Genomic DNA, 13,669 nt, shown 5'->3' with positions numbered 1-13,669 from the left:
ACTGCTTCGCAAGCGCCCGAACGCACAGCCGCCAGCGGCTGGGCCGGACCCCGGAGGGGGGTTTACGGCGTGTCCTGCCCACCCACACCGCCCCGCCATCCCACGGAATGCAGGCTTTTGACGTTGCTCTGGCTCTGGCTCTGGCTCTGGCTTCGGCAGGTGCAGGGCGCAGCCCTGCAATAAAACCCCCTACCTCAACTGGCTGTCCTTGCTGCCACGCCGGTTGTAGCCGGCATGCGCCTGCTCCTCGTCGTCCAGCGCCTGCTGGCAGGCCACGCACAGCCGCACCCCGGGCACGGCCTGGCGCCGCGCCAACGGAATCGGCGCGTCGCATTCCTCGCAGTGTTCCAGACCCGGGCCTTCGCGCAGCTGGCGCCGCGCGCGGGCAATCGCATCGTCGACGGTGGCGTCGATCTGGTCCTGGACCGCGCCGTCTCCCGCCCAACCGGTGGCCATGGCCATCCTCCGCAGGTGTGTCGCCTGATATGGGGACGATCCATCCCGCCGCAAACGGTCGCGCCGGGCCGTGCCCGGCGGTCGTACCCGTTGGTTCAGCCGCGCCTTACCAGACCAGGTCGTCCGGCACCTGGAACTGGGCGTAGTAGGCGTCGTCCTCGGCGTTGCCGGTGGAAATCTCCGCGGTCGAGCCCGGCTGGCCGTGGTCGACGATGATCGCCTCCGGGGCACGCTCGCGCACCTTCTCGGCGGCGGCACGCGGCAGCACCGCGTAGCCCTCGCCCTGGGCAACGATGACCAGCACGCCCACCGACAGCGCCTTGCGCAGCTTGGGGTCGATCAGCAGGGTGCGGATCGCTCCGCCGTCGCTGAAGCGGTATTCGTCGTCGCCCTTGTGGGGCACGGCATGGGCCGTGATGATCTGCTTCGCCTGCGCCTTCTGTTCAAGCAGCTTGGCCTGGGCATTGCGCTCGGCGGCCAGCGCGCGGTCGCGCTCGACCTTCTCGGCGCGGGCGCGTTCAGCTTCCCGCTGGACCTCGGCCGAGGTCGATTCGGCCTTGCCCTGCCGGGCCTTGGCCTGCGCGCTCGCGGCGGCGCTGGCCTGCGACTTCTTGGCCAGGCCGGCCTTGAGCAATTGTTCCTGCAGCGCGTTGGGCTTTGCCATGGTCGTTGCGTACCGCGTGTAATCTTGGATGCCCCATTCTACCGACGCCCCGCCGCCCCTGCATGGCAGTCCTGAAGTACCTCACCGGCTATCCCGAACCCCTGGTCGCCCAGGTCAGCGAACTGCTGGCCCAGGGCAAGCTCGGCCCCTGGCTGCAGCAGCGCTACCCCGACCCGCACGAGGTGCGCAGCGACCGCCAGCTGTACGACTACACCCAGGACCTGAAGGACCGTTACCTGCGCAAATCGGTACCGCTCAACAAGGTCTGCTACGACAACACGCTGGAGGTCATCAAGCATGCGCTGGGCACCCACACCGCCATTTCCCGCGTGCATGGCAGCCGCCTCAAGGCCAGCCGCGAGATCCGCATCGCCACCGTGTTCCGCCAGGCGCCGGCGGCCTTCCTGCGCATGATCGTGGTGCATGAACTGGCCCACCTGAAGGAAGCCGACCACAACAAGGCCTTCTACCAGCTGTGCCAGCACATGGAGCCGGACTACCTGCAGCTGGAGTTCGATACCCGCCTGTACCTGACCGAGCTGGCCAACCGCAGCCAGCGCTGACCGGCCGCAGCAGCTACACTGCGCGCCCCCTGACCGACCTGCCCGCCATGGAACCGACCCGCCTCGACAAACGCCTGTCCGCCCTGCTCGGGATCCCGCGCGGCGAAGCGCGCCGCTACATCGAAGGTGGCTGGGTGACGGTCAACGGCGAGGTGGTGGAGCAGCCGCAGCGCCCGGTCGATGAGAGCGCCGTGATCGTGATGGCCGAACAGGCCGAAGACAGCAAGGCCGAGCGGGTCACCATGCTGCTGCACAAGCCGGCCGGCGTCGCCGCCGAGACGCTGTGCGCGCTGGTCAGCAGCGCCACCCGCAGCGAGCTCGATGCCAGCGACATCCGCCCGCTGCAGCGTCATTTCCACGGGCTGCAGCTGGCGGCATCGCTGCCGGCCGCCGACAGTGGCCTGGTGGTGGTCAGCCAGGACCCGGCCACCCTCGCCCACCTGCAGCGCAACCTGGGCCGCACCGAGCAGGAGTACCTGGTGGAAGTGGCCGACGGTGGCCCGGAGCGCGGCCCCTGGCTGATGGCCCGGCTGCAGCACGAATCCGGCGGCGCCAAGGTCAGCTGGCAGAACGAGCAGCGCCTGCGTTTTGCCGGCAAGGGCCTGACCGCCAAGGGCCTGCGGACGGCGGTCGGCAACGCCGGCCTGCAGGTTGCCGCGGTTCGCCGCCTGCGCATCGGCCGCGTGGCCCTGGGACCGCTGCCGCCGGCGCAGTGGCGTTACCTGGGCAGCGACGAGCGGTTCTGATTCCCGCGGTGGTGGCATCCACGCGGGGCGTGGATCTACCATCGATGGCATGAGCCTGCGCAAACCCGTGTGGCGACGCGTGCCGCGTGTCGTCGCACTCATCATCGCCGCCCTGCTGGTGCTGGTGCTGTCCGGCCTGCTGCTGGCCGACCACCTGACGCCGCAGGCGCGGGGGCCCGTCTCGCACGTGCTGCCGCTGCAGCCGGCGCAGACCGCCATCGATCGCCAGCTGGCGCCCGAACAGGACGCGCGGCCCGGGCAATCGGGCGTGGCGTTCCTCAGCGATGGCATGGATGCATTCGCTGCGCGCGCGAAGATCACCGAACAGGCCGGGCGCAGCCTGGACCTGCAGTACTACATCTGGCACGACGACCTGGTGGGCCACCTGATGGCCAAGGCGCTGTACGACGCGGCCGAACGCGGCGTGCGCGTGCGCATCCTGCTGGATGACATGAATGCCAAGGACAAGGACGCGCTGATGATGGCGCTCGATGCGCACCCCAACATCGAGATCCGCCTGTACAACCCGTTCCGCAACCGCAGCGGCATCGCGCGGACGCTGGAAATGATCCAGCGCGCCTTCAGCGTCAACCACCGCATGCACAACAAGAGCTGGATCGCCGACGGCCGCGTGGCGATCGTCGGCGGCCGCAACATCGGCGAGGAATATTTCAGCGCGCGCAACGACGTCAACTTCCAGGACCTGGACCTGGTGGTGGCCGGGCCTGCGGTGGAACAGGCCAACCGCATCTTCGACGACTACTGGAACAGTGCTGCGGCCATTCCCATCGGCGCGCTGGCCAGCTACACCGATGCGCAGCTGCGCGCCCTGCTGCGCCAGTCCGACCGCGATGCGCTGCACGCCCGGGCGCAACCCTACCTGCAACGGGTCAAGGCGTCGCGTGCGCAGCGCCAGCCGGGCCCGGACCCGCTGCACTGGAGCGCGAGCGTGCGCATCCTGTCCGACCCGCCGATGAAGCATCGCGACGATGCGCGCGATGGCTGGCTGGTCAGCGCGCTGGTCGAGGAGCTGCAGTCCACCCGCCATACCGCGCTGCTGGTATCGCCCTACTTCGTGCCCGGTCGCGATGGCCTGCAGGGCCTGTCGGCGATGGCCGCGCGCGGCGCCCAGGTCGGCGTGGTGACCAATTCGCTGGCCGCCACCGACGTCGCGGCGGTACACGGCGGCTACATGGGCTATCGGGCACCGCTGCTGAAGGCCGGCGTGCAGCTGTACGAACTGAAGGCGCACGGCGAGCCGGGCGAATCCAGCCTGTTCGGCAGCAGTGGTGCCAGCCTGCACACCAAGGCCTTCGTCATCGACGACCGCCGCGGCTTCGTCGGTTCATTCAACCTCGACCCTCGTTCGGCCTACCTCAACACCGAAATGGGCGTGCTGTTCGATGACCCGGTGCTGGGTGCGCGGCTGCGCGAGGAATACCTGCGCCTGGCCGACCCGCTGCACAGCTGGTGGCTTGCGCTCGGGCCGGACGATGACCTGCGCTGGCTGGAGCGGCAGCCACCGCCGCACTGGGTGGGCCGCGAGCCCGGCAGCACCCTGGGCGCGCGCCTGACCGCCCGCGTGATCAGCTGGTTGCCGGTGGAATCGCAGCTGTAGCGCTCATGCCCCGGCCTCGCCGTGCGCGTCATGCATGGCCTCGTCGAGGGTTTCCACGTTGCGCCCGTGCAGGCGCCGCCAGATCCAGCGCAGGGCGTGCGCCGGTGCCGACGGCAGCTGCTCCAGCAGCGCGAGCATGCGCGCCTGGGGGCCGTGGCCGTGCCGGCACAGCAGGCTGGCGGCAGCCGCCGCGCTGCCCAGGCGCAGGCTGTCGGCCAGCGGGCCCTGGGCATCGGCCGCCAGCGCCTGGTGCACCGGTTCGGGCAGGTCCCAGGCTGCGGCCACGCGCTGGGCCAGCGGCAGCGACCAGCGCTGCAGCAGGTCCAGCACCACCTCCGGTGCGACCGTCTCGCCACGTGCCTGCGCTTCCTGCAGCAGCTGGCGCATCACCAGGGCCGCGCCCAGGCCCTGCACCAGGCCCAGCCACTGCGCGGCGAAGGCATCGCCGAAGGTGACCGTGCGCGCATGGTCGGCAGCCGCGCGCGAGGCCAGCAGCGCGTGCTCCCAGATGATCGCGCTGAACTGCGGGAACACCTCGCACTGCACCTGCATGACCGGCTGCACCAGCACGGCACTGATGATCTGCCGCACGCCCTCGGTGCCGACCAGGGTCACCGCCCGCTGCAGGCTGTCCACCGGCCGTTCGTGCACTTTGTAGGCCGGGCTGTTGGCGATGCGCAGCAGGTTGCCGGTCAGCACCGGGTCCTGGCCGATGATCGCGGCCATCACCCGGGCCGAGGCCACTTCGTCGTTGACGGTCTGGATCAGCTGCGGCAACAGCTGCGGGCGCCGCGGCAGCTGCCGGGTCGCCCAGTCGCGGTCCTGCAGGGCGCGGTCCACCGCGTCGGCCAGTGCCGAGGGCTGCCCTTCAGGCAGCTCGCCCACCAGGTGCGGGTACAGCGCCAGCGCATGCAGGCCGCGCTGCAGGTGGGCGGCAATCTCCGCCGGCTGCAGCGCCTCGCCCTGCAGGCTTGCCGCAACGGCGGCCACGGCCTGCCGCGGTGCCGTGGCCAGCCGCACCGGGTCCGTGCCAGCCCGCCGGGACACCCATTCCACCAGCGTTTGCCACCAGGCCGGCCTCATCCGGGTCGGCCCTGTCGTTGCACTGCTGCTGCCACTGACTGCCCCTGCGCGTTCTTCACATCGGCCACCTGCCGTCGTCGCTGCATCGGCCGCACTTTCATCTTCTTTAACCCGGACCGCTCTCATCTGCACGGCAGATGCCGGGGGAATGGACTAGAATGGCGCCGCGCGACCCGTCCCCCAGCCATGACGACGTCGCTTTTTTTGTTTTGGGACCCTACCGTTCATTGGCAGTTCGCTGCAGTTCGCCGCTGATCGCGCCATCGGAGACGCCATGCTATTCGAAACCCTCGCCACCACCGGCCACGAACAGGTTGTGTTCTGCCACAACCAGGATGCCGGCCTGAAGGCGATCATCGCCATCCACAACACCACCCTGGGCCCGGCCCTGGGCGGCGTGCGCATGCGCCCCTACGCCAGCACCGACGAGGCGCTGGCCGACGTGCTGCGGCTGAGCCGGACGATGACCTACAAGAATGCACTGGCCGGCCTCAACGTCGGTGGCGGCAAGGCCGTCATCATCGGTGACCCGAAGGTGGACAAGACCGAGGTGCTGTTCCGCGCCTTCGGCCGCTATGTCGATTCGCTGGGCGGTCGCTACATCACCGCCGAGGACGTTGGCACCGACGTCAACGACATGGAAAACATCTACCTGGAAAGCCAGTTCGTGACCGGCGTTCACCAGGTCCACGGCGGCTCGGGCGACCCGGCCCCGTTCACCGCCTATGGCGCGCTGCAGGCGCTGATGGCGTCACTGCGCTTCAAGTTCGGCCACGAGGAAGTGGGCAAGACCAGCATTGCCGTGCAGGGCCTGGGCCACATCGGCATGGAACTGGTGAAGCTGCTGCGCGACCGCGGCGCCAAGCTGTACGTGACCGACCTGGACAGCAGCCTGGTCGATCGCGCGGTCAGCGATTTCGGCGCCGAGGCGGTCAAGCCGGACGAGATCCACGAGGTCAACGCCGACGTGTTCGCACCGTGCGCGCTGGAAAGCGCCATCAACGCCGACACCCTGCCGCGCATCAAGGCCAAGATCATCTGCGGCACCGCCAACAACCAGCTCTCCAGCCTGGAGATCGGCGATGAACTGCATGCGCGCGGCATCCTCTATGCGCCGGACTATGCGGTCAATGCCGGCGGCGTGATGAACGTTTCGCTGGAGATCGACGGCTACAACCGCGAACGCGCGATGCGCCTGATCCGCAGCATCTACCACAACCTCACGCGCATCTTCGAGCTGTCGCAGCGCGAGAACATCGCACCGCAGCGCGCCGCCGACCGCATCGCCGAAGCGCGCATCCTGTCGATCGGCAAGCTGAAGATGCCGCTGGGCCGCAGCACTCCGCGCCTGGGCAACCTGCGCGGCGGTTGATACGCCCGGTGACAGGAACAGGGAATGCCGGCCAGCGGCCGGCACTACCTGCATTTCCTGATCAGAAAGCGGCGCTGTAGCGCAGCGCCACCTGGCGCAGATCGCCGCGCGGCCCGAAGCGCTGGTCGTAGCCGAACGCCAGCCGCGTGTTGCGGCTCAACCACGATTCCACCGACACGCCGAACAGGCCACCGGATCGGGTCGGCTGCAGGCCGGCCATCGGTGCCCACGCATCGACGCCGACGAAGCTCGCGTCCGCATCCAGGCCTTGGCTGGACAGCAGCTGCTGCCATTCGGCATAACCGCGCAGCGACCAGCCACGCCATTGCCGTTCGGCGCGCACGCCGGCCAGTGCCTGGCTGCGGCTGCTGATACCGCCCTGCGTGCGCAGGCCGAAGCCCAGCCCGCCCTGTTCGCTGAAGCGATCGTTGTCCACGCGCGCGTAGTCGGCGCCCACGTACGGTGTCAGCGCGGCGCGGGCCGAGCCGAAGCGGTAACCGGTCTCCACGCTGGCCATGCTGAAGCTGCCGCCATAGCGCGCATTGACGCCGTACTGGCCGGCCCCCAGCAGCAGCTGGCGGTCGATCTGGCGGGTGAACTGGCCGGCGCCGACCTGCCCCAGTGCGTAGGCGCCACCGCTGCTCCAGCCGGCGTACAGCTGCGCCTGCGATTGCCGGTCACGCCCGCGATCACTGCCCCAGCTGCTGTTGCTGTAGCTGCGCAGTTCGCCGAAGGCAAAGCCCAGCACGCCGTTGCCGCCCATCGCCACGTCCTGGCCCATCATCCAGCCACGGGTGTCGGTGCCGCTGGCCGAGAAGCTGCCCTGGCCGGCATCGCCCAGCGCGTTCTGCCACGAACCGCCCAGCCGCGGCGCGGCCTGCACCTGGCCGAAGCGGGCTGACAACGCGCGACGGCCCAGGTCGATGCTGTCGAAAGTGGCCGCCGCGGCCAGCGCATGCGCCTTGCCCGACAGGCTGTCCAGGCTGGCCTGCAGGGCCTGGTTGCCGTCCACGCGCTGCAGCGCGGCGGCACCGTCGGCGAAGGAGGACGAGCCGGCGCCAAGATCGAGGCGTTCGAACGCCGACTCCACGCGCAGTGCCGAAGCCAGCGCCGCATCCGACGCGCGCGCCAGGCTGGCGGCCTGGGTCACGTTGATGCGGTCGGTGACCAGCACCACGTTGTCGCTGCCGTAATTCAGCGAGCTCTGCAGCAGGGTGCCCTGCGGCAGGCTGTTGCTGACCCCGTCGAACCTGCCGGTGACACCCTGGCCGGCATGCAGCACGGTCTGGGTGCGGCCATCGGCGGCCACGTAGCCGCTGATGATGCTGGCCACGTGCACGTCACCGCCCTGCAGGGTGGCCGTGCCGGTGATCTCCAGCGGGTTGGAACCCAGCGAGATGCTCAGCCGCGCGCCCGCGCGATGCAGGTAATTGCCCTCGATGGTGGCCGTGGTGTTGGCGTTGCGCAGGATGACGGTGGCGCCGTTGTCGACGTTGCCCTTGATCCGGCTGGTGCCGGTCATGAACTGCAGCGCGGCGGCCTCGGGAACACCGGCCTGCGGCACCACGACCACATTGGAGGTGATCGACGCACCGTCGCGCAGCGCCAGCGTGCCCTGCTCGATGCGGGTATCGCCGGTGTAGGTATTGGTGCCCGACAGGCCCAGCGCGCCGACGCCCTGCTTGACCAGCCCGCCGCTGCCGCTGATGTCGTTGCTCCAGACCGAATCAAGGCCGGTCTGCGAGACGTTGACCGTGGCATTGCCCCAGTCGAACTTCGCCGGGCCGTTGATGGCCTTGGCGATGTTCAGCAGGCCATAGCCGAAGACGCTGTCCACGCCGGGCGCACCGAGGTCGGTGGCGGTGCCCAGCAGGGTCTGCCGCACCAGGTCGTTGCTGAAGTACGGGTATTTCTGCCACACCAGCGCCGCCGCACCGGATACCAGCGGCGCGGCGAACGAAGTGCCGTAGTTCCACAGCAGCGCGGAGCCGGTCGGGTACTCCGGATTGACGAAGATCGCCGCGCCCGGTGCGGCCAGGCAGTAGCTGGCGGCCACGCCGCAGGCATTGGCATAGCTGGCGCGCTTGCTGGGATCGGTGGAATCGACGGCGGTCACCGCCAGCCAGCCGCGCTCCAGGTCGGCTGCCGGGCGCGAGTTGCCCGGGCCCGCCTGGCTGGGCAGCGCCGCCATGTCGGACGGATCAGCCTTGGCTTCATTGCCGGTGGCAAACACCACCAGGCCGTTGTTGTTGATGATGAAGGGACGGTACTCGGCGGCGATGGGGGCGGTGGCGGCGGCGTTGGTCCAGTACAACCCGCCCCACGAGTTGTTCATGACCTTCACGCCCTGGTTGATCAGGTCCTGGTGGACCCCGGCCAGTCCAAGCGCACCATCGACCTCGTTGCCATTGCCCGTGCCATCGTCGGTGGGGCGCGTGTCGGAAATGATCCGGGCCGAGACGATCTGCGCATTCGGCGCGATGCCACCGGGCCACGAACCGAACGCCTTGCCCGCCGCCAGCTCGGCAACCGCCGTACCGTGGCCGACCACGTCATCGTTGTTGAGGTTGTTGCTGCGCGGATCGACGTAGCTGTAGTTGGCCAGCACCCGTCCGCTCAGGGTGGGATGGTTGCGCTGCACGCCCGAATCGACGATGCCGATGCGCACGCCGCTGCCGTCCAGCCCCGCGCTGCGCGCCGCGTCGGCCTGGGTGATGGACAGGTGCGCGTTGATGGCCGGTTCGGCCGGCGTGGCCGGTGGCGGTGTCGTCGGCGGTGTCGTCGGCGGCGTGGTGGGGGGCGTGGTCGGTGGAGGATCGACGCGCACGTTGCCGCCGCCACCTCCGCCGCCACATGCCGTCAACGCCACCACCAGTGCCGATCCCAGGATCGACCTTGCCATCGTCGTGCGTTCCATCGATTCCATCCCATGAACGTTGGCCTGCTGCCGTCCCTGCAGGCATCAAGGGCTGCCCAGCGGCAGCCATCGCCGACCCTCTATACTTGGGCCGACCCCCACGCAGTCTGCCGGGAAACAGCGCTGCATCCAACAGCCGCCGTCTCCTTTCCGAACATTGCTCACGCATCAACGAGATTGCCATGTCCAACATCGTCATCGCCGCCGCCAAGCGCACCGCCATCGGCTCCTTCCTCGGCCAGTTCAACGGCGTGCCCACCCCGACCCTCGGCGCGGCTGCCATCGCCGCCGCCCTTGAGCAGTCCGGGGTTCCGGCCAGCGACGTCTCCGAAGTCCTGATGGGCTGCGTGCTGCCGGCCAACCTCGGCCAGGCGCCGGCCCGCCAGGCCGCCATCGCTGCGGGCATCCCGCTGTCGGCCGGTGCCACCACGCTGAACAAGGTGTGCGGCTCAGGCATGAAGACCATCATGCTCGGCCATGACCTGATCAAGGCCGGTTCGGCCAAGGTGGTGGTGGCCGGCGGCATGGAGTCGATGTCCAACGCCCCGCACATGCTGCCCAATTCACGCACCGGCAACCGCTTCGGCAACTTCCAGGCGGTGGACCACATGGCCCACGATGGCCTGGTCAACGCCTACGACGGCAAGGCCATGGGTGAGTTCGCCGAATGCGCGGTGGACAAGTACCAGTTCACCCGCGAGGAACAGGACGCCTACGCCATCGAATCGGTGCGCCGTGCCCAGGCCGCACAGGCCAACGGTGCCTTCGCCGGCGAGATCGTCGCGGTGAAGGTCGCCACCCGCAAGGGTGAGGTCGAGTTCGCCACCGACGAGCAGCCGGGCCGCTCGGACATCGCCAAGATCCCGACCCTGCGCCCCGCATTCAAGAAGGACGGCAGCGTCACCGCCGCCAGCTCCTCCAGCATTTCCGACGGCGCCGCCGCCGTGGTCCTGCTGGCCGAGGAAGACGCCGCTGCGCGCGGCATCACCCCGCTGGCGCGCATCGTCGGCCATGCCACCCATTCGCAGGAGCCGGAGTGGTTCACCACCGCCCCGATCGGCGCGATCCACACCCTGCTGCAGAAGACCGGCTGGACGCTCGACCAGGTGGACCTGTTCGAGATCAACGAAGCCTTCGCCGTTGTCGCCATGGCGCCGATGCGTGAGCTGGGCATCCCGCATGCGAAGATCAACGTGAATGGCGGTGCCTGCGCACTGGGCCATCCGATCGGTGCCTCCGGTGCGCGCCTGGTGGTGACCCTGGTCAACGCCTTGCGCACGCACGGCGGCAAGCGCGGCATTGCCACGCTCTGCATCGGTGGCGGCGAAGCAACGGCTATCGCCATCGAATTGATCTGAAAGGGATTAACGCTGATTTCGCAAAAATGAATGCGGGATCGCTTGACAGCCAAACGTGGCTTGTCATCATGTTGTCGGCGCGCAGTTGCGCGTTGCCTAATTCAACGACGAGGATTCACACAATGAGCATCAACAAGCTGCTGGTCGCTATGTCCCTGGCCCTGGCCCTGGCCGCCTGCTCGAAGCAGGAAGCTGCCCAGGACGCCGCTGCTTCGGCCAACGAAGCCGCCACCGAGGCCCAGGCTGCTGCCGACCAGGCCGCCGCTGCTGGCGCCCAGACCGCCGACGCTGCCCAGCAGGCCGCTGACACCGCCGCCACCGCTGCCGACGCTTCGACCGACGCTGCTGCCCAGGCTGGCGCTGCTGCCACCGACGCTGCTGCTGAGCAGGCCAAGGACGCTGCCAAGGCTGCTGAAGGCACCGCCGAGCAGGCCAAGGACGCTGCTGAAGAAGCCAAGAAGTAATAACTTCTTTCTTCACGCTGTTCTGGAAAAAGCCGCTGGTTCGCCAGCGGCTTTTTCTTTGCCTGCTGCAGTGCTGCACCTATCACCACCGCGCCTTCACGAAGGCATGAATAGGCTGGCGTCCCCATCCATTGCAGCACTGGAGCCCGCCATGAAGACCCGTCCGCTGACCACCACCCTGCTGGCCGCCTCCCTGCTGCTGGCACTGGCCGCCTGCAAGGGCCCCGAGGCCGAGCAGGCCAGGCAGGACGCCGCACAGGCTGCCGACAGCGCCGGCGCCGCCGCACGCGAAGCCGTGGACAAGGCCGCCGCCGCAACCCGCGACGCCGCCGACAAGACGGCCGAGGCGTCCGAGCACGCCGCCGCCGACACCCAGCGGGCGCTGGACAATGCTGCCGACGCCACCGCCAACGCTGCCGACCAGGCCAAGGCCGCTGCCACCGATGCCGCCGCCCACGCCAGCGATGCCACCGCCACGGCCGCGCAGAAGGTCGCCGACAAGGCCAGCGACGTCGCCGCCGACGCCCGGGCCAACGCCGCCAAGGAAGAAGCCAAGCACTGACGTGCCGCTGCGCTCGCCGGGCATGGCCCGGCGCTACCGGGCGCTACCGCCAGCCGAGCATGGGCTCGGCTCTACAGGAAAAGCCGCGGCACTGCCTCGGCTTTTCTGCTTTCTGCTCTTCAGTTGATTCCGTGGTGGACGCGCCCGGAAACCGTCCGGGGCCGCGCGAGGGGCTCCGCCGTTGGCCACCTACTGCGGCAATGCCCGCGCCATCATCGCACCCACATCCACCCCGGCCGGCAGCGTCCCGAACACCAACCCATGCTCGCCCTGCAGCCGGCTGCGCACGAACACCCCGGCCATCGGGCTGCGCGCCCGCAGCAGCAGCGCCGCCTGCAGCAGCAGTACCGTGCGCTCGCAGAACAGCCGCGCCTGCGATTCATCCGGCGCCGGTGCCGACGCCCAGCGCTGCAGCGCGGCCGCATAACCTGTGTCGCGATCGGCCACCGCTTCCAGCTCCGCGCGCAGCGCCCGCATCGCGTCCGGCTCGCGCCCCAGCGCGCGCAGCACGTCCAGGCACTGCACGTTGCCGCTGCCCTCCCAGATCGAATTCAGCGGCGCCTGCCGGTACAACCGCGGCAGCATCGACTCTTCCACATAACCGGCACCGCCCAGGCATTCCTGCGCCTCGTTGACGAACGCAGCCGCGCGCTTGCACACCCAGTATTTGCCCAGCGCCGTGCCCAGCCGCGCCAGCGCGGCCTCCTGCGGATCGCTGCCGGCACGATCGACCGCGCGTGCGATACGCATCGCCAGCACCGTGGCCGCCTCCGATTCCAGCGCCAGGTCGGCCAGTACGTTGCCCATCAGCGCGTGCTCCACCAGCGGCTTGCCGAAGGTGCGCCGGTGGCGTGCATGGTGCAGGGCCTGCGCCAGCGCCATGCGCATTTCCGCGGCTGCGCCCAGCATGCAGTCCAGCCGGGTCATCATCACCATGCCGATGATGGTGGCCACGCCCCTGCCCTCCTCGCCCACGCGCCAGGCCTGCGCGCCACAGAACTCCACCTCGCTGGACGCATTGGACCAGTCGCCCAGCTTGTCCTTCAGCCGCATCAGGTGGAAGGCGTTGCGATCACCATCGGCCAGCCGCCGCGGCATCAGCAGGCAGGTCAGCCCACCCGGCGCCTGCGCCAGCACCAGGAAGCCATCGGACATCGGCGCCGAGAAGAACCACTTGTGGCCGACCAGGCGGTAGCGCTCGCCGTCGATGGGCTCGGCGCGCGTGCTGTTGGCGCGCACGTCCGAGCCGCCCTGTTTCTCGGTCATGCCCATGCCCAGGGTGATGCCGGCCTTGTCGGCCACCGGGACGTCGCGCGCGTCGTAGACCGGTGAGGCCGCCTTGCGCGCCCACTCGGCCAGGTGCGGCTGCGACTGCAACACAGCCACCGCGGCGTGGGTCATGGTCAGCGGGCAGCTGGTGCCCGCTTCGGCCTGGTGGTGCAGGTAGCTCAACGCCGCCCGCGCGACGTGCGCGCCGGGCTGCGGCTCGTGCCATGACAGTCCGGCCACGCCATGCTGCTTGGCGGCGTGCATCAGCTGGTGGTACGCCGGGTGGAACTCCACCGTGTCGATGCGATGGCCCTGCGCATCGTGCGTGCGCAGCCGTGGCCGGTCACGGTTGGCATCAAAGCCCAGCTGGTAGAGCTGGTTGCCCGCCAGCGCGCCATACACGCCCAGCCGTGGCGCGAACGCGGCACCGCCTTCGCGCTGCACCGCCTCGGCCAGGGCCACGTCGTCGGTCCATAGATGGCGGCCCGCAAACGGCGGCGGCTGGTTGAGCACCACATGGGTTTCAAAGGGCGCGCTGCTGCTGAAGCTCGGTCCGTTCATCGGTTCCATCCTGCCGGCGAGAGGGCTGCGCGCCGA

12 protein-coding genes are annotated in these 13,669 nt (G+C 69.4%); 7 read left to right on the top strand and 5 right to left on the bottom strand.

Going from position 1 to position 13,669, the window contains the following annotated elements:
* Positions 1–189: 189 nt before the first annotated feature.
* Both QMZ26_RS19615 and QMZ26_RS19610 read right to left on the bottom strand, forming a co-directional pair.
* Positions 190–456, bottom strand: a complete 267-nt coding sequence (locus QMZ26_RS19615; protein ID WP_079225322.1) for a DksA/TraR family C4-type zinc finger protein — start codon at positions 454–456, stop codon at positions 190–192.
* Positions 457–562: 106 nt separating this feature from the next.
* The gene (locus tag QMZ26_RS19610; protein ID WP_200733892.1) at positions 563–1,120 is read right to left on the bottom strand and encodes a DUF2058 domain-containing protein; all 558 of its coding nucleotides are present in this window, start codon (positions 1,118–1,120) and stop codon (positions 563–565) included.
* 62 nt (positions 1,121–1,182) lie between these two features.
* On the opposite strand from QMZ26_RS19610, the gene QMZ26_RS19605 reads away from it, so the two are divergent.
* The 3 genes from QMZ26_RS19605 to QMZ26_RS19595 are packed head-to-tail and all read left to right on the top strand — an operon-like array spanning position 1,183 to position 4,047.
* Complete coding sequence (locus QMZ26_RS19605; RefSeq protein ID WP_079222723.1) at positions 1,183–1,683, top strand: M48 family metallopeptidase; 501 nt, start codon at positions 1,183–1,185, stop codon at positions 1,681–1,683.
* Between the two features lie 47 nt (positions 1,684–1,730).
* Positions 1,731–2,429 (top strand): RNA pseudouridine synthase, encoded by a 699-nt coding sequence (locus QMZ26_RS19600; protein ID WP_079222724.1) that lies wholly within the window; start codon positions 1,731–1,733, stop codon positions 2,427–2,429.
* A gap of 49 nt (positions 2,430–2,478) precedes the next feature.
* Positions 2,479–4,047 (top strand): phospholipase D family protein, encoded by a 1,569-nt coding sequence (locus tag QMZ26_RS19595; RefSeq protein ID WP_283222425.1) that lies wholly within the window; start codon positions 2,479–2,481, stop codon positions 4,045–4,047.
* A gap of 3 nt (positions 4,048–4,050) precedes the next feature.
* Here QMZ26_RS19595 and QMZ26_RS19590 read toward each other — a convergent pair whose 3' ends face one another.
* A complete protein-coding gene (locus QMZ26_RS19590) occupies positions 4,051–5,130 on the bottom strand; it encodes an HDOD domain-containing protein (RefSeq protein WP_283222424.1) in 1,080 nt (359 codons plus the stop codon).
* Positions 5,131–5,404: 274 nt separating this feature from the next.
* On the opposite strand from QMZ26_RS19590, the gene QMZ26_RS19585 reads away from it, so the two are divergent.
* Entirely contained in the window at positions 5,405–6,502 is a 1,098-nt protein-coding gene (locus QMZ26_RS19585) for a Glu/Leu/Phe/Val dehydrogenase dimerization domain-containing protein (protein ID WP_079222727.1), read from the top strand.
* A gap of 61 nt (positions 6,503–6,563) precedes the next feature.
* Here QMZ26_RS19585 and QMZ26_RS19580 read toward each other — a convergent pair whose 3' ends face one another.
* Positions 6,564–9,419, bottom strand: coding sequence for an autotransporter serine protease (locus QMZ26_RS19580; protein WP_283222423.1), 2,856 nt, complete (start codon positions 9,417–9,419; stop codon positions 6,564–6,566).
* Positions 9,420–9,601: 182 nt separating this feature from the next.
* Between QMZ26_RS19580 and QMZ26_RS19575 the strand changes: the two genes are divergently transcribed.
* The 3 genes from QMZ26_RS19575 to QMZ26_RS19565 all read left to right on the top strand — a co-directional run bounded on the left by QMZ26_RS19575 (position 9,602) and on the right by QMZ26_RS19565 (position 11,803).
* Entirely contained in the window at positions 9,602–10,777 is a 1,176-nt protein-coding gene (locus tag QMZ26_RS19575) for an acetyl-CoA C-acyltransferase (RefSeq protein WP_200733896.1), read from the top strand.
* 122 nt (positions 10,778–10,899) lie between these two features.
* On the top strand, positions 10,900–11,241 hold the full coding sequence (locus QMZ26_RS19570; RefSeq protein ID WP_200733897.1) for a hypothetical protein: 342 nt from the start codon (positions 10,900–10,902) through the stop codon (positions 11,239–11,241).
* Positions 11,242–11,392: 151 nt separating this feature from the next.
* Complete coding sequence (locus QMZ26_RS19565; protein ID WP_200733898.1) at positions 11,393–11,803, top strand: hypothetical protein; 411 nt, start codon at positions 11,393–11,395, stop codon at positions 11,801–11,803.
* Positions 11,804–11,992: 189 nt separating this feature from the next.
* Here the strand turns inward: QMZ26_RS19565 and QMZ26_RS19560 are convergent, their stop codons facing one another.
* Positions 11,993–13,633 carry an acyl-CoA dehydrogenase family protein gene (locus QMZ26_RS19560; RefSeq protein ID WP_283222422.1) on the bottom strand — a complete coding sequence of 547 codons (1,641 nt, stop codon included), beginning with the start codon at positions 13,631–13,633 and terminating at the stop codon, positions 11,993–11,995.
* Positions 13,634–13,669: the final 36 nt, after the last annotated feature.

This window comes from Stenotrophomonas sp. PFBMAA-4, assembly GCF_030053215.1.
Taxonomy (GTDB): domain Bacteria; phylum Pseudomonadota; class Gammaproteobacteria; order Xanthomonadales; family Xanthomonadaceae; genus Stenotrophomonas.
This window is presented reverse-complemented; position numbering and strand designations above follow the sequence as displayed.